The 19,687-nt window shown below is 42.9% G+C and carries 16 protein-coding genes and 1 other annotated feature (1 of these 17 only partly in view); of the genes, 4 read left to right on the top strand and 12 right to left on the bottom strand.

What is annotated here, in order from left to right:
• Window positions 1-36: 36 nt before the first annotated feature.
• The gene (locus A5877_RS14390) at window positions 37-546 is read right to left on the bottom strand and encodes an HD domain-containing protein (protein WP_005236965.1); all 510 of its coding nucleotides are present in this window, start codon (window positions 544-546) and stop codon (window positions 37-39) included.
• A 124-nt stretch (window positions 547-670) separates the two neighbouring features.
• Window positions 671-1,432 carry an RNA methyltransferase gene (locus A5877_RS14385; protein ID WP_005236967.1) on the bottom strand — a complete coding sequence of 254 codons (762 nt, stop codon included), beginning with the start codon at window positions 1,430-1,432 and terminating at the stop codon, window positions 671-673.
• A gap of 95 nt (window positions 1,433-1,527) precedes the next feature.
• On the opposite strand from A5877_RS14385, the gene A5877_RS14380 reads away from it, so the two are divergent.
• From A5877_RS14380 to A5877_RS14370, 3 genes are all read left to right on the top strand, one after another.
• Entirely contained in the window at window positions 1,528-1,806 is a 279-nt protein-coding gene (locus tag A5877_RS14380) for an acylphosphatase (RefSeq protein ID WP_005236969.1), read from the top strand.
• A 124-nt stretch (window positions 1,807-1,930) separates the two neighbouring features.
• Window positions 1,931-2,857 (top strand): membrane protein insertase YidC, encoded by a 927-nt coding sequence (yidC, locus tag A5877_RS14375; RefSeq protein ID WP_086299625.1) that lies wholly within the window; start codon window positions 1,931-1,933, stop codon window positions 2,855-2,857.
• 109 nt (window positions 2,858-2,966) lie between these two features.
• Window positions 2,967-3,908 carry an AEC family transporter gene (locus A5877_RS14370; RefSeq protein ID WP_034872197.1) on the top strand — a complete coding sequence of 314 codons (942 nt, stop codon included), beginning with the start codon at window positions 2,967-2,969 and terminating at the stop codon, window positions 3,906-3,908.
• Window positions 3,909-4,192: 284 nt separating this feature from the next.
• Here A5877_RS14370 and A5877_RS14365 read toward each other — a convergent pair whose 3' ends face one another.
• From A5877_RS14365 to rpsB, 9 genes are all read right to left on the bottom strand, one after another.
• Window positions 4,193-8,542 (bottom strand): PolC-type DNA polymerase III, encoded by a 4,350-nt coding sequence (locus tag A5877_RS14365; RefSeq protein ID WP_005236975.1) that lies wholly within the window; start codon window positions 8,540-8,542, stop codon window positions 4,193-4,195.
• Between the two features lie 108 nt (window positions 8,543-8,650).
• Complete coding sequence (locus A5877_RS14360; RefSeq protein ID WP_086317012.1) at window positions 8,651-10,360, bottom strand: proline--tRNA ligase; 1,710 nt, start codon at window positions 10,358-10,360, stop codon at window positions 8,651-8,653.
• A 69-nt stretch (window positions 10,361-10,429) separates the two neighbouring features.
• Window positions 10,430-11,698: an RIP metalloprotease RseP gene (gene rseP / locus A5877_RS14355; RefSeq protein WP_086317010.1), complete on the bottom strand. Its 1,269-nt coding sequence runs from the start codon at window positions 11,696-11,698 to the stop codon at window positions 10,430-10,432.
• Between the two features lie 150 nt (window positions 11,699-11,848).
• A complete protein-coding gene (locus tag A5877_RS14350; protein ID WP_005236992.1) occupies window positions 11,849-12,655 on the bottom strand; it encodes a phosphatidate cytidylyltransferase in 807 nt (268 codons plus the stop codon).
• On the bottom strand, window positions 12,652-13,452 hold the full coding sequence (locus A5877_RS14345; protein WP_005236994.1) for an isoprenyl transferase: 801 nt from the start codon (window positions 13,450-13,452) through the stop codon (window positions 12,652-12,654). The genes A5877_RS14350 and A5877_RS14345 overlap by 4 nt, the downstream gene beginning before the upstream one ends.
• A 191-nt stretch (window positions 13,453-13,643) precedes the next feature.
• On the bottom strand, window positions 13,644-14,201 hold the full coding sequence (frr, locus tag A5877_RS14340; protein ID WP_005229434.1) for a ribosome recycling factor: 558 nt from the start codon (window positions 14,199-14,201) through the stop codon (window positions 13,644-13,646).
• Window position 14,202: 1 nt separating this feature from the next.
• Window positions 14,203-14,925: a UMP kinase gene (gene pyrH / locus A5877_RS14335; RefSeq protein ID WP_005229433.1), complete on the bottom strand. Its 723-nt coding sequence runs from the start codon at window positions 14,923-14,925 to the stop codon at window positions 14,203-14,205.
• 147 nt (window positions 14,926-15,072) lie between these two features.
• Complete coding sequence (gene tsf, locus A5877_RS14330; protein ID WP_086317008.1) at window positions 15,073-15,954, bottom strand: translation elongation factor Ts; 882 nt, start codon at window positions 15,952-15,954, stop codon at window positions 15,073-15,075.
• Between the two features lie 110 nt (window positions 15,955-16,064).
• Window positions 16,065-16,853 carry a 30S ribosomal protein S2 gene (gene rpsB / locus A5877_RS14325; RefSeq protein ID WP_086317006.1) on the bottom strand — a complete coding sequence of 263 codons (789 nt, stop codon included), beginning with the start codon at window positions 16,851-16,853 and terminating at the stop codon, window positions 16,065-16,067.
• 300 nt (window positions 16,854-17,153) lie between these two features.
• Here rpsB and A5877_RS14320 point away from each other — a divergent pair, with 300 nt between their 5' ends.
• On the top strand, window positions 17,154-17,624 hold the full coding sequence (locus A5877_RS14320) for an arginine repressor (RefSeq protein ID WP_005236999.1): 471 nt from the start codon (window positions 17,154-17,156) through the stop codon (window positions 17,622-17,624).
• A gap of 85 nt (window positions 17,625-17,709) precedes the next feature.
• On the opposite strand, the gene argS is transcribed toward A5877_RS14320, so the two are convergent.
• A complete protein-coding gene (gene argS / locus A5877_RS14315) occupies window positions 17,710-19,401 on the bottom strand; it encodes an arginine--tRNA ligase (RefSeq protein WP_086317004.1) in 1,692 nt (563 codons plus the stop codon).
• A 127-nt stretch (window positions 19,402-19,528) separates the two neighbouring features.
• Window positions 19,529-19,687, bottom strand: a binding site (T-box leader); it runs 35 nt beyond the window's last position.

Here is a 19,687-nt window from a genome sequence, read left to right as displayed (position 1 = left end):
AGTTCTTTGAACCGGCTGGTTCGAAGAACTTTTTTCTTATTGAATCGTACGATGTTTCTTCCAGAAACGTTGTTGCCATTTTTCTTTCATACTTTCTGTAAGTGGTTCTGATGCTTCTTTGATCGCACAATATTTGTCAACCATTGTGACAATATAGCTTTCTTTATAACGTGGCGGCGCAATCGTTGCTCCCCACATATGTTTCAAGATGATATCTTTTTCTAGATCACTTAGTTCAGTGATTTTTTCAGCATTTTTTACTGCAATTCGTGGATGCATATACGCATGGGTACCTTCATCAAACTTTGTGGTACGCCAGTCATAGTAGAATAAATCATGAAGGAGTCCTGCACGAGCTGTTGCACGAGCATCGCCGCCCCATTTCTTGGCCAATTTGTAACTATAATAAGAGACGCTGATCGAATGTTCCAAACGTGTGGAGTTCATATGCTGCACAAAGTTGGCTAATTTTTTTACAGCTTCTGTTTCTAACAGGTCAGCCACGTAAGACATATATTCGCTATCTTCTTGCCATTTTTCTGTCATAAATTTTTGTCTGCCACCTTTTTTTGATCTGCTTGATTGTTACAAGACAAAGTATAGCACCTATTCATCGAAGATTCTAGGTGAGGTGCAATAGATTCAAATAGTTTAACAGTTCCTTAAAAATCTAACTGACAGAAAAATACATCAAAATTCCGGCTGCAATGGCGACGTTCAATGATTCCGCCTGACCATAGATGGGAATATACACATTTTTGTCAGTCAAAGCCAACAGTTCTGGGTGAACCCCTTGTCCCTCGTTACCTAAAATGAAGGCAGCTGTTTGTTCTTTAGGAAGCTCGGTATAAGGAACGGCTTCTTTATTTAATTCGGTGCCATAAATCGTCACGCCAGCTGAGCGTAGCTGCTTTAGAAATGGCGGGATCGCTCCTTCTAAAATCGGTAAATGATAGTTGCTTCCTTGCATGCTGCGCAAGACTTTTGTGCTGTAAAGATCTGCTGTTCCTTCGCCGAGAAACACCCCGCTAAATCCAGCAGCATCCGCTGTTCGAATCATGGTACCAACGTTCCCGGGATCTTGCACATTATCTAAAATCAACCAATTACCCGTCAGTGTCTGTAAGTTTTGCTCTTGCTTTTCCACCACGGCAAAAATTCCTTGTGGTGTTGGTAAATCAGAAAGCATCGCTGCGATCTCCTCTGTGATCAAATAGCTTTCTTCCTGATAATCATCGAGCTGCCCGTTGGCTTCGCTTAACCCTCGCGGTGTCACCAACAACGCTTTGATAGGTACTTTGGCCTGCAGCGCTTCTTGCACTAAATGCCAGCCATCGATCAAATACGTATTGGTCTGTGTACGGTGTTTTTTTTGTGTTAGTTTTTTGATTTCCTTGATAAAGGTATTTTTTTTCGATTGAATTTCTTTCATGTGGTCACCTCAATTTATTATAGCATGAGTCAATCGATCTAACTTGTTCTTTTACTGAAAAAACGCTATCATTATAAGCAGAGGAGGGATTGTCCATGAAGAAACTACGAATCCATGTTCAAGGGCGTGTCCAAGGTGTCGGCTTTCGTTATACCACGAAAATGCTTGCCGATCAGTTAGGGGTCACAGGATCTGTAAAAAATGAGGCAGATGGTTCTGTTTCGATTGAAGCGATGGGAGATGAAAAAATCATCGATGCCTTTGTTGCCGGAGTGAAAGATTCTCCTTCTCCCGCTGGAAAAGTGAACCAAATCGACATCCAACCAGATGATACCATTAAAGAACGTACTAGCTTTGACGTAGTCTATTATTGATAATTGAATGTTTTCTAAGTCGAAAGATTGATTTTTCAATGAATTTCTCTTTGTACATTGAAATAGTCGGTCTTTTTTAGTATAGTTATTTTTGTCTAAATTTATTGTGAAGAGGAAGAATAGAATGTCTAAAATGAATAAATGGCTGCTTTCATCAGGATTATTTGGCCTGTTATTAGCATTATCAGGCTGTGTCAGTACCAATGCTGATGGTACGCCGAAAGAAACAGGAATGATTTATCGCTTTTTGGTGAAACCTTTAGGTGATATGATCACGATGCTCGTTGAAAACTTCAACTGGTCTTACGGCTGGGCGATCATCGCCGTAACGATCGTTGTCCGCGTCATTATCTTACCATTAGGGATCCATCAGTCTCGAAAAACGATGATTCAAAGTGAAAAAATGCAGTTTCTGAAACCTCAAGTGGATATTGCGCAAGCCAATTTGAAGAAAGCAACCACTCGGGAAGAACAAATGCAAGCGCAAGCGGAGATGCAAAAAATCTATTCTGAAAACAACGTCAGTATGTTTGGCGGTATCGGTTGTTTGCCTTTACTGATTCAGATGCCGATCTTCTCTGCCCTCTACTTCACCGCCCGTTACACACAAGGAATCCAAAACTCTGAGTTCTTTGGCGTATCATTAGGTGACCCAAGCATCCTCTTTGTGGCGATTGCTGGTATTTCCTACCTGGCACAAGGATACATCTCAACCATTGGGATTCCGGAAGAACAGAAAAAAACGATGAAAACCATGTTGATCGTTTCTCCATTGATGATCGTTTTCATGTCAATGAGTGCACCAGCTGGTGTGACACTTTATTGGGTAGTCGGTGGGGTCTTCAGTTGTATCCAAACATTTATCACGAATGTCATCATGAAACCAAAAATTCGTGCCCAAGTCGAAGCAGAAATGAAAGCCAATCCGCCAAAAACGGTGGTTACGCCTCGCAAAGATGTAACTCCTGAAAAAACAGAAGCTGTCAAAAAAGCGTTGAACACGACAAAGCCTAGTGGAAAAGGTCGTAACGCAGGCAAGCAGCAACGTTAGTAATTCTTGACCAAATCGCTCAATGAGTGGTTTGGTTTTTTGTTGTTTTCAAATGGGAATCAGTTGCTTCTTCTTCTGCCTTTCGCTATAGTAAATGAGAGGTGAGCACATGTTTCAAGCATATATCAATATTTTTGTCATTTTCAGTCTCATGTTTATCGGTTATTGGTTGTCTTACAAACAATGGTTTTCTAATCGAACCGCCGATACGTTTTCAAAATTGGTATTAAATGTCTCATTACCAGCCAATATGTTTTTAACGATTATTAAAAACTTTACGAAAGATGAATTTCTTTCATTGGTTTCGGGGATGATCATCCCATTACTTTCCATGATGATCACTTACTTCGCTGGTTATTTATGGCGACGTTTCGCGCAAGTTGAAGCCAAACACCAAGGCGCATTTTCCGCCATGTTTACCTTTTCCAATACGATCTTCATCGGCTTACCGATCAATTTAGCTATTTTTGGTGAAAAAGCTGTTCCTTATGTGTTGTTGTACTATATTGTAAATACGACATTATTTTGGACCATCGGTATTTTTGAGTTAGCAAAAGACAATCCTGATTTTGGTGAAGCCCGGATTTCCTTTCATCCATTGGTCATGCTAAAAAAGATTTTTTCACCAGCCTTGATTGGTTTCATCATCGGTTTGATCTGGATGCTATTCACCTTACCGCTGCCCTCATTTGTTGATGGCCTTGGAAGCTATCTAGCAGATTTGACGACACCCTTATCAATGTTTATTATCGGAATCATCGTCTACTTTGGGGGACTCAAAAATTTGCGAATGACGAAAGACATTGTCGGTGTCTTGTTTGGTCGTTTCGTTCTTTCGCCCCTCGTTGTGTGGCTGTTAAGCAGAATCATCCCTGTTCCTGAATTGATGCTTTCTGTGTTTATTATTCAAGCCTCTATGCCCGTCCAAAACTCTGTCCCGATCCTTGTACGAAACTACCAAGGGGATGAAGAGTTTGCAACTTCATGTTTAGGCTATTCCGTCTTACTGTACATGGTGTATTTGCCTGTTTTGCTTTTTTTCTTTTTTTAGCTATTTAACGAACTTTGTCGAAAAATACTCGTTACCAAAGGCATTCGCTTCTTTCGGTAACGAGTATTTTTCTCCTCTTTGTATGGTAAAGGTTCGATTGATTCGCTACCAAGGCTGGCCCCTATGATTTCCCACAATAGACCACGATCTTTCTGATTTTCGTCGGATTGTGGCTGCTTAGATCGATTTCACAAACAAGACAAAAAAGCACATCATCATAATGGCTAGTATAGCTAGTTTCTGCATGATGTGCTTTTTTTTATCTTAAGTGAACAGCCGGTGGTTTACAACATATCAAACAACGACAACTGATTTTCATCAGGTAAATCTTTTAGAACACCGTTATCCGTCATGTATTCAATCAAAGTCTTAGAAACTTTCCCGCGATTGGCGAGATCTTCTTTCGATAAGAAAGGACCATTTTTCCGTGCTTCCACGATTTGTTTCGCTACGTTTAGTCCCAAACTCGGCACTGCTCGAAATGGTGCGATCAATTTTTTTCCGTCGATCACGAAGTTTTCCGCATCCGATTTATACAGATCGATCATCCCAAATTCATAACCGCGCTCTAACATTTCATTGGCTAACTCCAGAACGGTTAACAGATTCTTTTCTTTCGTTGACGCATCCAATCCTTTGTCAGTGATTTCTTGCATCCGTTCTTTTACGGCGTCTTTTCCTTTTGACATGGCAATCAAATCAAAATCATCCGCCCGGACAGAGAAATAAGCACAGTAATAGAGAATTGGGAAGTACACTTTAAAGTAAGCCACCCGCAACGCCATCAAAACATACGCCGCCGCATGGGCTTTCGGGAACATGTACTTGATCTTCGAACAAGAATCGATATACCATTCAGGGACATTGTTCTCCCGCATCGCTTGCAAGTAAGTGTCCCGCAAGTCGTCAGGGATCTTGTTCCATTGCCCTTTACGAACCGTCTCCATGATTTTAAAGGCCATCCCGTCATCTAAGCCAGCATGGATCAAGTACACCATGATATCATCCCGACAGCCGATTACTTCTGCTAGACTGGCATCTCCGCGACGAATCAGTTCTTCGGCATTACCCAACCATACATCGGTACCATGGGAAAGACCAGAGATCTGCAAGAGCTCTGCAAACGTCGATGGATGGGTTTGATCCAACATCCCCCGCACAAATCGGGTCCCAAATTCTGGGATGCCTAATGTACCTGTTTTGGAGTAGATCTGCTCTTCAGTCACACCTAGCACGTCCGTACCACCAAAAATACGCATCACTTCCGGATCATCCGTGGGGATCGTTTTAGGATCGATTCCTGATAAATCCTGCAGCATCCGAATCACCGTTGGGTCATCGTGTCCCAGGATATCCAGTTTTAAAATATTGTCATGAATGGAATGGAAATCAAAGTGGGTCGTTTTCCATTCTGAATTTTGATCATCTGCTGGGTATTGAATCGGCGTGAAATCATAGACATCCATATAGTCTGGAATAACGATGATTCCCCCCGGATGCTGACCAGTTGTCCGTTTGACGCCAGTTGCACCCTTAGCCAATCGATCGACTTCAGCTGCTCGATAATGGAGATTATGATCGCGCTCAAAGCCTTTTACGAAACCGAAGGCTGTTTTATCGGCTACTGTACCGATCGTTCCGGCACGATAGACATATTCTTCGCCGAAGAGCACTTTCGTATAGTTATGGGCCTCTGGCTGATATTCCCCAGAGAAGTTCAAATCGATATCGGGGACTTTATCGCCATGGAAACCAAGGAAGGTTTCAAAAGGAATATCATGGCCATCTTTGTTCAGACGTGTGCCGCATTTTGGACATTTTTTCTCTGGCATATCATAACCAGAACCATACGAGCCGTCTTCGTAAAACTCAGAATACTGGCAATCGGGACAATAATAATGAGGGGCTAATGGATTGACCTCAGTGATCCCAGTCATCGTTGCTACGAAACTAGAACCGACTGATCCCCGTGACCCTACTAAGTAGCCGTCTTGATTGCTTTTATGAACCAGTTTTTGTGAGATCAAATAGATCACGGAAAACCCATTCCCAATGATCGAATCAAGCTCTTTTTTCAAACGTTTTTCCACAATTTCTGGTAATGGATCACCGTATAGCTCTTTGGCACGGTTGTAACTCAAGTCGGTGATCTCTTGTTCAGATCCGGGAATCTTTGGTGTATACAGATCATCTTTTACCGGAATGACTTTTTCACAGAGATCAGCGATTTTATTTGGGTTCGTCACCACAATTTCTTTCGCTACTTCCGGTCCTAAAAACTGAAAAGCGGTCAGCATCTCATCGGTTGTTCGGAAGTGTACATCCGGTAAACTATGTCGATTCAAGGGATTGGCGCCCCCCATTGAATTGATCAAGACCTTACGATAAATGGCATCTTCTTCGTTCAGGTAGTGGGCATTCCCAGTAGCAACAACGATTTTCCCTAACTCTTCACCCATTTGGATCAAATTCCGAATAATGTCTTCTAGGTCTTTTTCGCTTTTCACGAGCTCCGTTTCTAGGAGATGGGCATAAACTGCTTTGGGCATGACTTCGATATAGTCATAAAACTTAGCAAGTTCCCGCGCTGCATCGACCCCTTTTTGCATCATTGCGACAAAGACTTCCCCTTTATCACAAGCGGTTCCGACTAACAATCCTTCCCGCAATTTCACCAATTCTGAGCGCGGGATCCGCGGGACTTTATCATGGAAGTACTTCACATTCGACATCGAGATCAGCTTGAATAAATTCTTCAATCCCGCCTGTGTTCGGGCTAAGATCGTGGCATGGAAAGGCCGAGCTGCTTTATAGGAGTTCTCGCCCCCAACGTGTCGGTTCAAATCTTCGTGCAGCAGCATGTCATGTTTTTCCATTGCTTCTTTGACAAAGATCCACGCTAAATGACCGGTTGCCTCGGCATCGTAGATCGCTCGGTGATGTTGCTCCAAACTAACGCCGAATTTTTTGGAAAGGACACCTAAACCGAATCGCTTAAACTCTGGATACAAATAACGAGCGAGTTCCAATGTATCAATGACGGGATTTTCTGCTTCTGGAATACCGTATTTTCGATAACTTGTATTTAAGAAGCCCATATCAAATGACGCATTGTGGGCAACTAGAATGGCTCCTTCAGAAAACTCACGGAACAAACGTAAGACTTCTTCTTCCGATTTTGACCCCCGAACCATTTCATCGGTGATCCCCGTCAATTCTACGGTCGTTCGTGATAAAGGATGGCCAGGATCGATGAATTCATCAAAGGAGCCTTCCACGTTGCCTTTATGCATCCGCACAGCGGCCAATTCAATGATGGTGTCGTACACTGCAGACAATCCGGTGGTCTCCACGTCAAACACGATATAAGTGGCATCAGTCAGTGGGACAGGCTTCGGATTATAGGCAACCGCTACCCCGTCATCCACGATATTGGCTTCCACACCGTAAAGAATTTTTACCCCGGCTTTTTCTCCGGCGTGATGGGCATCAGGAAACCCTTGTGCGCCACCATGATCGGTGATCGCAATCGCCTTATGGCCCCACTTGCCAGCTTGAGCGACAAAGTCTGCCACATTGTTGGTTGCATCCATCGTACTCATATTAGAATGCAGGTGAAGTTCGACCCGTTTTTCGCCTTCAGGTGCATAATCTTTGCGGGCCTCGTGTTTGACTTCCAGCAAATCTTGCGCATTCATAACGAGATCTCGCATAAAAGTATCTTCTTGAACACTACCACGCACTTTGACCCAACTACCTTTAGCAATGGCATCAAAGACTTGTTCATCTTTTTCATTATTGGAGAATTTTTTCACACTAAACGACGACGTATAGTCGGTGATTTTCAAAATCAAAATCTTCCGTTTTGAACGCAATTCTCGAACTTCTTTATCAAAGACATACCCTTGGATCGTAACTCTGCGTTCTTCCTCAATGATATTGATCATCGGTGTCACAGGTTCATCGGCAGGAATATTACGTCCCAAGGCAATTGGTCCGTCAAATTCGACTGTTTTGACTTCTTTTTTGCGTTGCTCGTGGGCCATTAAGTTCTCAGCGGCTTGCAATTGGAAGGCTGCCGTTTGTTCTTCTTTTCGTGCTTCAAGTTCTTTCAAGGCTGCCTCAGCCTGTTCTTTGTCTAGCTGCGGCAAGATCCGAAATTTTTGAAACCCGAAAGTCCCATAATTTTCCTCAATGATCGGTAAGTACTGTTGCTGCAAAATCGTGATGACCGCATCATTGTTGACGGGTAAAATCACTTTGTTCTCTTGAATCATAGGCATTTGATTTTTAATCACTTGATGAACTAACGGCCGATCACAATTTTGATTGGCTAACGCTAATGGCCAGTATTCTTGAATGAACTGCTCATCGAAGGAACCATCTTGAGCTTCAATGACAATGCGAACTTCCGCGATCTCTTTAAACGCTAGTTCAATGTGTTGTTTAAAGGATTGATACACCATCACCGGTAATAAACGTTCAAATTGGAAATAAAACGTCCACGCTTTTGATTGTCGATGCACGGTTACTTGTCTGATTTGGGCAGTCTGCATCAACGGATGCTGCCGAAGATTTGGGGCAGCTGCAATTTGGTCTAATAATATCTCAAAGGTCTCTCTTTCTTTTGACAATTGAAGATCCTCCTTTTCTCAGTACTCACTAGTATACCTCTTTTTGTCTTCACTTTCATTAAAAAATCGAGAAAGGAATTCCTCTCTCGATCTACCATTTGTTCCGATTTATTCTTGGTTGGCTAATAAAATCGTCAAGGTCGAAGCGACTTCTTCTTTCCTCACTTCAACGGTTGCGCCAGTATGCTTGATTTTGATCTCCACGATGCCTTCTACGGCTTTTTTACCGATGGTCAAGCGAATCGGACAACCAATCAAATCGGCATCTGCAAATTTGACCCCTGCACGTTCATTGCGGTCATCCACCAATACTTGATAGCCGACTTGGTTCATCATTTCTTCTACTTCTTCACTTAAGGCATTTTGATAGCTATCTTCAATCGACGTTTGGATGATATGCACATCAAATGGGGCAATTTCTTGGGGCCAATCGATCCCAAACTCATTGCCGTATTGTTCGACGATTGTTGAAAGCAGCCGAGAAACGCCCAGACCATAACAGCCCATGATGATTGGTTGTTCATCGCCATTTTCATCGACAACCGTCGCTTCTTGGGCCTCGCTGTACTTGGTTCCTAACTTGAAGATATGCCCAACTTCGATTCCTCGCGTAAAGGTTAAGGTTCCTTTTCCATCTGGGGAAGTATCGCCTTCTTGAACCAAGCGAAAATCGGCAAAGGCTAGTGGTTGAAAATCACGGCCTACATTTGCATTGAGAAAATAGCTCTGTTTTTCTGCCGCTGGGACGATCAGATTCGCCATATCTTGGACATGCTGATCCGCATACAATTGGATCGAATCAGCAAGCTCAATGGGGCTGCGAAGTTGTGTGTCACTGGTCAGATAGGACTCGGCTTCTTCAGCAGTCAGAACCTTCACTTGATCAGCCGCTAAAAAATGCTTGATTTTTGTTTCATTGAGACTGTGATCACCTCGAAGCAATACCATAATGACTTGCTCGTCAACGAGCAGCAAAAATACTTGAACGATTTTTTGCAAATCCGTATCGTGTGTTTTCGCCAGTTCCTCTAACGATAATGATTCTTTATGAACGACTTTTTGTAACTCTAAGTAGGTCTCATGAGATTTTTTAGCGATATACTGACTAGTTGCTAGTTTCCAATTGGCGACATAGTCGCTTTCAGTCGAATAACAGATCAGCTCTTCGCCGATTCCAGACAATGCCAAAAACTCTTTTGAATCTCGGCCACCCATCAAGCCATTATCCCCGACCACTGCCCGATACTCGATCCCACAGCGTTTCAATATGGCATGGTAAGCCATTTCGTAGCGATTATAGGTTTGATCTAAGCTGGCTTCATCGGCGTGAAAAGAATAGCCATCTTGCATGATAAATTCACGGCTGCGAATCAATCCAAAACGCGGCCGCTGTTCGTCCCGATATTTCGTTTGGATCTGATATAAGCTCAAAGGCAGCCGCTTATAAGACGTGATCTCGTTTTTGATCAATGTCGTGAACGGCTCTTCGTGAGTGGGCCCTAAAACGATCTCTCGTTCGTTTCGATCTGTCAACCGATACAAAGACTCACCATACAATGAGGCCCGTCCAGACTCCTTCCATGGTTCATACGGAAGCAAAGAAGGCATCGCCATCTCCACAGCATCGATTTCTGCCAGCTCCTCACGAATGACCCGTTTGATCTTTTCTAACACCCTTTGAGCTAATGGCAAGTAGACATAGATGCCTGCCGCCACTTGTCGAATATACCCTGCCCTAACTAACAGTTGATGACTTAACGTCTCCGCATCGCTGGGGGTTTCCCTCAATGTCGGAATCAAACATTTTGACTGTTTCATTTTTTTCTCCTTTGCTACAAAAAATCATGTTCACCCGATCAACAATTGATTTGCTTGTGCGTCTTATTTTTAAAAGAAGAAACGTTGGATATCATTCCAGGTAACGAGAACCATCAGCAGCATCAAAAACCCAAACCCAATCAGGGTAATGATGCCTTCTTTTTCTTGACTGATTGGCTTGCCTCGCACACCTTCTAAAATATTTAAAACCAGTTTCCCACCATCTAATCCAGGAATCGGCAATAAATTAAAGATCCCCAAATTGATGGAAATCATCGCCATCATGGCGATCACCGTTGTGACACCTTGCGATGCGGCTTGAGAAGACAGTTGGAAAATCGCTACCGGTCCGCCCAATTTATTGATATCTGGTTGGGCGATCAAGTTGCCGACTGCTCTAAAAATAACCAGCGAATTGTCAATGGTCGTTTGTAAGCCACCCAGTAAGATGTCTCCGATCCCAGTTTTTAACGAAGCCGTGATCCCTAAGAAACCGATCGTGGTCTCCCCTGATTCTTGACTCGCAGGAGTTGCTGTCAAATCAAGTGTTTCCGCTCCTCGTTTGACTTCTAGAGTAATCTTAGTAGCTGGGTACTTTTGGATCTCTGTCGTCAATTCTGACCAGTTGGAAACATCGACGCCTTCAACTGCTAGGATTTCGTCGCCATTTTGCAGCCCGGCTTCAGCTGCCGGGGTTCCTGCTTCGATTCCTGTCACGACGGTTGCATCTTGATTCGCGACACCACCTTGCGCAAACACCAACCCAGTGAATAAAACCAAGGATAAAATAAAGTTATTCATCGGTCCTGCAAAATTCGTCAGCATTCGTTGCCACAGCTTTGCAGACTGGAATTGAACGTCTTTTGGTGCGATCCGAACTTCAACGCCATCTTCATGAATGATCGTTGCGTCATGATCCACAGCGTACGTAACCGCTTCTTGTTCATTGCCGTTGATGAAGCCAGTGATCGTCAACTTCTCCTCCAAGTCAAAGTCGGTCACTTCCATGGGGATCGCTTGCTGCAATTGGATCTTTTTGCTTGTATTGATTTTGATGACTTTGCCAGTTGCATCTTGAACCAAGGAGACTGGCATGCCAGGCGTTAATTCAGTCTCATCTTCGCCCCAGCCTGCCATTTGGACATACCCGCCTAATGGCAGCATCCGAATCGTGTAGGTCGTCCCATCTTTCGCTTGATGCGCGAACAATTTAGGCCCCATACCGATGGCAAACTCTCTTACTAAAATACCTGCCCGTTTTGCAAAGAAGTAGTGTCCAAATTCGTGAATCACTACCACCACGGAAAAGATAATGATAAATACAAGTATCGTTTTCATGCTCGTTCCTCTCTTTCACAGCATCCCTCTCATCCAGGGCAGCCTTTCCTTATTTTATCACACCGGTTCCCGTTGAGGAACTCACATTCCCGTTGTAACAAGAATTTAAAAAAAGAAGCGCAAGCCAAGCCTGCACTTCTTAAAAATTTTCTAAAAGACACCGAATAAATACATGATTGGAAACACAAACAACATGCTGTCGAAGCGATCTAAGATTCCTCCGTGACCTGGCAGGATATTCCCTGAATCCTTCACGCCATAGTGACGTTTGATCGCGGATTCCACTAAATCACCAAATTGCCCAGCGATCGAAAAGAGGACCGTCAATAAAATCATGATGGCACTACCGTGTCCAAAATAATCTTTCCCAGGAAATGCTAATAGATACAAACCAGCTACGACCACCGCAGCAGCAATCCCGCCTAGGGCCCCTTCGATGGTTTTATTAGGAGAAATCTCCGGCCATAATTTTCGTTGGCCGTAACGCCGTCCCACCATGTAAGCCCCAATATCCGTTGCCCACACGATAAACAGCCCGAAAACTAAAACAACTAATCCATCCGTTGCTGACCGTGCCGTCAAGAAACGTTCAAACCCGACACCGGTATATAAGCTAACGATCACCGGAAACCCAGCTTCATCGATGGTATACGTATTTTTCGAAATAACCGCGATCCCTAGTAACAAAAGAACGATCAGATAGTACAAGGCACTTTTATCTGTCCCCTCTGGCAAAAAGAAAAACCAGCGTTCTTGAGGCAAAACTAAGATCACCGCTCCGAGGATTGAAAGAATTCCTTCAAAACTGAAAATAGCTAGTCCTTTCATCCGAAATAATTCATAAACACCAATTCCTGCCATTGCTGCTGCCAGCAATTCGACGGCAATACCGCCAACATAAATAATTGGCAGGAAAAAGGCTAATGCGACGACCGCAGTGATTACACGTTGTCTCACTCTTCTTCCTCCTCTGTTTTCAAACCGCCAAAACGCCGGTTTCGTTGTTGAAAGCTCCCAATCGCGTCCTCTAATAACGCAGCATCGAAATCAGGCCAGAGCGCCTTCGTAAAGAATAACTCGCTGTATGCAATCTGCCATAACAAGAAATTACTGACACGTTCCTCACCACTCGTTCGAATCACCAATTCAGGATCCCGCAAAGGGCTTGGTAAAAAACCAGTCATCAAATGCGTCCCCAGCATGTCTTCCGTGAGCTCTGGTAGGGCTTCGCCGGAAGCCGAGAGTTCTTCATAAAGCGCTTGGACAGCTGTCAAAATTTCTGCGCGGCTGCCATAATTCAAAGCAAAATTCAAGATCATTCCCGTATTGTCTTTGGTTTGGTCGATCGCTCGCTTGACCGCTTCTTGCGTGTGTAGGGGTAAAGAATCCGTGAACCCCATCACTTTGACTTGAACATTTTCTTTGATTAGCTCAGGAACAAAGGTGTCGAAAAAGTCGACTGGTAGTTGCATCAAAAAGTCTACTTCCTCGTTCGGCCGTTTCCAATTCTCTGTCGAAAATGCATAAAGCGTCAATACCTTCACACCTAAGTGTGAAGCGTGTTTCGTGATTTTCTTTACCGTCTCCATGCCTTCTTTGTGGCCAGCTACTCTTGGCAAGCGCCGATTTTGCGCCCATCTGCCGTTACCATCCATAATGATCGCGATGTGTTGGGGAATCGGCAGTGATGGATCAAATTCATGTTCAGCCGCTTCTTTGATATATTTGTCTTTTTGTGGAAAAAAACGCAGCATCGTATTCGCTCCTCTTCCAATTCTTGAAATTCATCTTTTACATTATAACAATAATCAGATTTCTTGCCTATGAAAACCAAGAAAAGATTTCCATATTAAGAAAAAACAAAAAAACAGCTGTCATATTCAAGTACATGAGATAGTTTCGCCCATAAAAAAAGAGCCGCTGAAGCGACTCTTCGTCATTCCTTTTAAACTTCAAGTAATTCTTGTTCTTTTTCAGCTGCGATGGCATCGATTTCTTTGATGCTGTTATCTGTAGCAGTCTGCACTTCTTTTTCAGATTCCCGCAAATCATCTTCTGTGATGTCGCCAGCTTTTTCTTGTTTCTTGTAAGCTTCCATGGCATCCCGACGAATGTTACGGACGGCGATTTTCGCATTTTCAGCTTCTTTTTTCACGTCTTTTGCTAATTCTTTACGGCGTTCTTCCGTTAATTGAGGAATCACCAAACGAATCACTGTTCCGTCATTGGCAGGCGTGATACCAATATCACTTTGCATGATGGCTTTTTCAACTTCTTGGATCATTGTTTTGTCAAAAGGTGTGATCATCAAAATTCTTGCTTCTGGAATCGTAATTGAAGCCATTTGGTTCAAGGGTGTTGGTACACCATAGTAAGTAACCATTACGCGGTCTAAGATGCTCGCGTTCGCGCGGCCAGCACGGATTTGTCCTAGTTCCCGCTGCAAGTTTTCTGCTGCTTTTTTCATTTTGTCTTTTGCTTCTGTTAAAATTTTGTCAGCCATGTTATTTCCCCCTTACTGTCGTTCCAATATGTTCACCTAAAATGGCGCGGCGAATGTTTCCATGCTCATTCAAGTTGAATACGACTAATGGAATATCGTTGTCCATACTTAATGAACTTGCGGTTGAATCCATTACTTGCAATCCTTTGGAAATGACTTCTAAATGAGTCAATTCTTCAAATTTCACAGCACTTTGATCCGTTTTAGGATCTGCTGAGTAGACGCCATCAACATTGTTTTTTGCCATCAAAATGACATCGGCGTTGATTTCAGCTGCCCGTAAGGCTGCGGTCGTATCAGTTGAGAAATAAGGATTCCCGGTTCCGCCAGCAAAAATGACGACCCGTCCTTTTTCTAAGTGGCGTTCTGCTCTACGACGAATATAAGGCTCAGCGATTTGACGCATCTCGATTGAAGTTTGGACACGCGTTGGTACACCAGCGTTTTCTAGTGTATCTTGTAATGCTAAAGCATTCATCACAGTCGCTAGCATGCCCATGTAATCAGCTTGGGCTCTTTCCATCCCCATTTGCGCACCGATTTGTCCACGCCAAATGTTTCCGCCGCCGACCACGATCGCCATCTGTACACCTAATTCGTGGACTTCCTTGATCTCTTTAACGATCTCCTGGATGGTCGGTGGTTTGATCCCAAAGCCTTCGTCACCCGCTAATGCTTCACCACTTAATTTTAATACAACACGTTGATATTTTGGTTTGCCCATCATGATTCCTCCGTACATTCTCCAATACTATTGTAGCATATTGGTGCTCTTTCGTTGAAAATTATCTACACTATTTCTTCAAAAACCGTTTTTGCTTAAAAAAAGGGAGCGCACTTCCATGCGTTCCCATCTGTTCGAGGAACAGAATTATTTTTTCACTTGGCTCATTACTTCTTCAACGAAGTTGTCTTCGCGTTTTTCGATACCTTCGCCGACTTCAAAGCGGACAAAAGATTTCACAGTTGCGCCTTTTAATGCAACATATTTTTCAACTGTCATATCTGGGTCTTTAACGAATGGTTGGTCAACCAAAGCGATTTCTGCTTTAAATTTCTTCAAGCGTCCTTCAACCATTTTTTCAACGATGTTCGCTGGTTTGCCTTCGTTCAATGCTTGTTCTGTCAAGACTTGTTTTTCATGATCCAATTCTTCTTGAGAGATTTGTGCTTCGTTCACGTAGCGAGGGTTGATCGCTGCAACGTGCATTGCAACATCTTTCGCAACTGATTCGTCAGTTGTTCCTTCAAGAACAGTCAACACCGCAATACGTCCGCCCATGTGTAGGTAACCGCCGAAAGCAGCATTGTCATCTTTTTCAACAACTTCAAAACGACGGAAGCTGATTTTTTCTCCGATTACTTGTGTTGCTTCGATCAACGCAGCATCCATTGTGCCTTTAGAGGTTTCTAATTTTAAAGCAGCATCCATATCAGCTGGTTTGTTCGCTGCGATTACTTCAGCGATTTCTTTTACTAAGTCTTGGAACATTTCGTTTTTAGAAACGAAGTCAGTTTCTGAGTTCACTTCAACGATTGCTGCTGTGTTGCCGTTGATTGCTACAGATGCTAAACCTTCAGCAGCAATACGGTCGTTTTTCTTCGCAGCTTTTGCCATACCTTTTTCACGTAATAAGTCAACGGCTTTTTCGATGTCGCCTTCTACTTCAACTAATGCACGTTTTGCGTCCATCATTCCTACACCAGTCATATCGCGTAATTCTTTTACTAATTTAGCTGTTACTTCTGCCATTTTTTGTTTCCTCCTAAATGTTTTTAAACAAGATTGCTTGTCTTTAAAAAAAGCTGTTTCAAAGGAGAGTGAGGCTTGGCGCCTAGCCTTTGAAACAGCTCCATCATTTATTATTCAGCTGATGCGTTGTCGCCTTCGACAACATCAACGATTTCTTCGATTGAAGTTGCGTTTTCTATTGATTCAGCAGCAAAATCTTCTTCTGCTACTTGGTCTTCGCCTTGGTTACCTTCGATGAAAGCATCTGCCATTTTCGCAGTGATCAATTTAACGGCACGAATAGCGTCATCATTTGATGGGATAACAACATCGATTTCGTCTGGATCACAGTTTGTATCGACCATCGCTACGATCGGGATATTTAATTTGCGTGCTTCTTGGATCGCGATACGTTCTTTACGTGGGTCAACAACGTACATTACATCTGGAATTCTTGGCATATCAGCAATACCGCCTAAGAATTTTTCAAGACGTTCGCGCTCTTTGTTCAAGCCAACGACTTCTTTTTTAGGAAGAACAGCAAATGTACCATCTTCTTCCATTTTGTTGATTTGTTTCAAACGAGCAACACGTTTTTGGATTGTTTCCCAGTTTGTCAATGTTCCACCTAACCAACGATGGTTAACATAGTATTGACCTGAACGGATTGCTTCTTCTTTGATTGCTTCTTGTGCTTGTTTTTTAGTACCTACGAACAATGCAACGCCGCCTTCTTCAGCAACATTTTTCATGTAGTCGTAAGCTGCGTCTACTAATTTCACTGTTTTTTGCAAATCAATGATGTAGATGCCGTTTCTTTCTGTGAAGATATATTTCTTCATTTTTGGGTTCCAGCGACGAGTTTGGTGACCAAAGTGTACGCCGGCTTCAAGTAATTGTTTCATTGAGATTACTGCCATGTTGTGTTTCCTCCAATTTGGTTTTTTGTTTTCCTCTCTTGCTCTTTTACTCCTTGAAGAACTGAATCGATCAGCACCGCTTCGCAGATGGAACAAGATGTGGGATTGACGTGAAAAACTCACGCCTTAAACAGTATACAGTAGCTAAAAAAGAAATGCAACTGATTCAAATGAAAAACTACGATTCACGATCCAGCTTTTTTTAACACTCTAAATCTTTTCTTATAATATCTAGGTTTTTTCGGCGTTATCTGCTATGATAAGGCTGACTTAATCAATCATGCTTAAAGGAGTTTACCTATGCGAAAAGCTGATCGCCATTTACTTATTAGACAAATCATTACTGAACATACTGTACGCACGCAAGAAGAATTATTGCAGCAATTGGAAGTCCAAGGCGTCTCCGCCACGCAAGCGACTATTTCTCGCGATATTCGCGATTTGAAAATCGTGAAAGTGCCCGATGAGTCAGGTCAGACAAAGTTTGTCATTTTTCAAGGAATGCAAGCTTCTGAGGATGAAAAAGAAGAAGAGCAGCGTTTGATACAGATGATCGAAGACGTTGTCACTAAAGTAGATCGTGTGCAATTCATGACCTTGATCCATACCGTTGCGGACAATGCGCCTTTGCTTTCGGCAGCGATCGATGAAGTGACCATGCCAGAAAAAGTTTGCTCGTTGGCGGGCTTTGATACAGTAGCGGTGATTTCCCGCAGCGACGAAGACGCTGAAACTTTTTATCAATTTATCAGAAACCACGCGGTCTTATAGCGCAAAAACAGCTATAGGATCTAGCTGCATTCTTCACTACAAAAAAGCTGTGCCCTTGTCGAAACAAGAAGCACAGCTTTTTTTGTTACATTTTGTCGGGTGCGTGTAAACCAAGCAACCGTAAATCTTCTTTCAATAGAGTAGTTACTGCATAAACAAGAGCTAGACGTGCGTCTTTTTCCGTATCTTCGGCTAAGATTTTGACATTGGCATAATACTTGTTAAAGGCTTGTGCCAACTTGATGGCATGTTTGGCAATGACGGATGGTTCATATTTTTCCGCCGCTTGCATGACCGTTTCTGGGTAGCGCTGAATCAATTTGATAACTTCCCAGCTCTCAGCGTCTGCCAACGCCAGACTGCTGACAGCAGCGGGATCAAAGTTGGCTTTTTCAAGAATGCTCATGGCACGGGCATGAGAGTATTGCACGTATGGTCCGGTTTCTCCTTCAAAACGGACGACTTCTTCTAGCGTAAAGTCGAAATTATTCAAACGGTCATTTTTCAAATCGTGGAAAACGACTGCCCCGACACCGACTTGTTTTGCTACTTCTTCTTTGTTTTCAAGTGTTGGGTTCTTTTCAGTGATTTGTTCTTTCGCTGAATCGATCGCTTCATTCAATACTTCTTCCAAAAGAACAATCTTGCCTTTTCTTGTAGACAGTTTTTTCCCATCTTTGGTGATCAACCCAAATGGTACGTGGGTCATATCATCTGCCCACTCAAAGCCCATTTCCTTCAAAACAGCTTTTAATTGTTTGAAGTGATAACTTTGTTCATTTCCTACCACGTACAATGATTTTGCAAAATTGTAGGTCCGTTTGCGGTAAAGCGCTGCAGCCATATCCCGTGTGATGTAAAGGGTCGCACCATCGGACTTACGGATCAACGCCGGATTTAAGTCATAGGCAGCCAAATCAACGATTTCTGCCCCTTGGTCTTCTTTTAGCAAGTGTTTTTCTTCTAATAATTCCACGACTTCTGTCATTTTATCATTATAGAAAGCTTCGCCATTCAATGAATCAAAGGAAACTTCCAACATATCATAGATTTTATTGAATTCTTTTAATGATTCATCACGGAACCATTGCCACAAATCCATTGCTTCTTGGTCACCATCTTCTAGTTTCTTGAACCAAGCTCTCGCATCATCTTCTAATTGCTTATCTGTCTCGGCTGCTTCATGAAAATCAACATACAAACGTAATAGTTCGTTGATTGGTTCCGCTTTGACCGCTTCTTCTGACCCCCACTTCTTATAGGCAACGATCAATTTCCCAAATTGTGTGCCCCAGTCGCCTAAATGGTTGATGCGAATTGGCTGATAACCGATTTTTTCTAAAATAAAGCCGATCGAGTTACCAATCACAGTGGAACGCAAATGCCCCATTGAGATGGGTTTGGCAATATTTGGTGAAGACATATCGATCGGTACTGCTTGCTGATTGCCGATGGCTTGATCGCCAAAATGATTTTTTTCTTTGAGAACCAGCTCTAAGACATGGGCAGAGATTGCTTTTTTATCCATAAAGAAGTTTAAATACGGACCGACCACTTCAATTTTTTCAAAAGACGCTTGATCGATTTTTTCTGCTAAGTCTGCGGCAATTTGCTGCGGCGCTTTCCGATAGACTTTTGCTAGCGAGAAGGCTGGGAATGCCACATCCCCATGGTCGGCTGACTTTGGATTTTCCAGTAATTGCTGAACTTGTTCGATCGATAGATCTTCTTTTACTACTTGATGGATCGCTTGTGCGACGATTTCTTTGTTATTCATAGTATCCCTCCTATAATGACTGAACCCATTTTTTGATGAAACGTTGTTTGAAGCAAGCAAACAGTTGTATGTTTTTCATGCAAGAAATGATTGATAAAAACAAAAAAGCCTCTAGCGCATAACTTGCACTAGAGACGAGATTTCCCGCGGTACCACTCTGATTGTCCTATTCGGACCCACTTTTTTCTGATAACGGCAGAATTCCGTTTGCTTAGCAAATTCTCACAAGTGCGTTTCACAATCTGATCAATTCGGCTTCCACCACCCCGAACTCGCTAACTGATAC

It is taken from the genome of Enterococcus sp. 3C7_DIV0644, assembly GCF_002141235.1.
GTDB classification, from domain to species: Bacteria; Bacillota; Bacilli; order Lactobacillales; family Enterococcaceae; genus Enterococcus_D; species Enterococcus_D entomosocium.
This window is presented reverse-complemented; position numbering and strand designations above follow the sequence as displayed.

Coding starts and splice junctions, on each gene's coding strand:
- A5877_RS14390 (WP_005236965.1), bottom strand. CDS start 546: ATGACAGAAAAATGGCAAGAAGATAGCGAATATATGTCTTACGTGGCT.
- A5877_RS14385 (WP_005236967.1), bottom strand. CDS start 1,432: ATGAAAGAAATTCAATCGAAAAAAAATACCTTTATCAAGGAAATCAAA.
- A5877_RS14380 (WP_005236969.1), top strand. CDS start 1,528: ATGAAGAAACTACGAATCCATGTTCAAGGGCGTGTCCAAGGTGTCGGC.
- yidC (WP_086299625.1), top strand. CDS start 1,931: ATGTCTAAAATGAATAAATGGCTGCTTTCATCAGGATTATTTGGCCTG.
- A5877_RS14370 (WP_034872197.1), top strand. CDS start 2,967: ATGTTTCAAGCATATATCAATATTTTTGTCATTTTCAGTCTCATGTTT.
- A5877_RS14360 (WP_086317012.1), bottom strand. CDS start 10,360: ATGAAACAGTCAAAATGTTTGATTCCGACATTGAGGGAAACCCCCAGC.
- rseP (WP_086317010.1), bottom strand. CDS start 11,698: ATGAAAACGATACTTGTATTTATCATTATCTTTTCCGTGGTGGTAGTG.
- A5877_RS14345 (WP_005236994.1), bottom strand. CDS start 13,452: ATGCTGCGTTTTTTTCCACAAAAAGACAAATATATCAAAGAAGCGGCT.
- frr (WP_005229434.1), bottom strand. CDS start 14,201: ATGGCTGACAAAATTTTAACAGAAGCAAAAGACAAAATGAAAAAAGCA.
- pyrH (WP_005229433.1), bottom strand. CDS start 14,925: ATGGGCAAACCAAAATATCAACGTGTTGTATTAAAATTAAGTGGTGAA.
- tsf (WP_086317008.1), bottom strand. CDS start 15,954: ATGGCAGAAGTAACAGCTAAATTAGTAAAAGAATTACGCGATATGACT.
- rpsB (WP_086317006.1), bottom strand. CDS start 16,853: ATGGCAGTAATCTCAATGAAACAATTACTTGAAGCCGGCGTACACTTT.
- A5877_RS14320 (WP_005236999.1), top strand. CDS start 17,154: ATGCGAAAAGCTGATCGCCATTTACTTATTAGACAAATCATTACTGAA.
- argS (WP_086317004.1), bottom strand. CDS start 19,401: ATGAATAACAAAGAAATCGTCGCACAAGCGATCCATCAAGTAGTAAAA.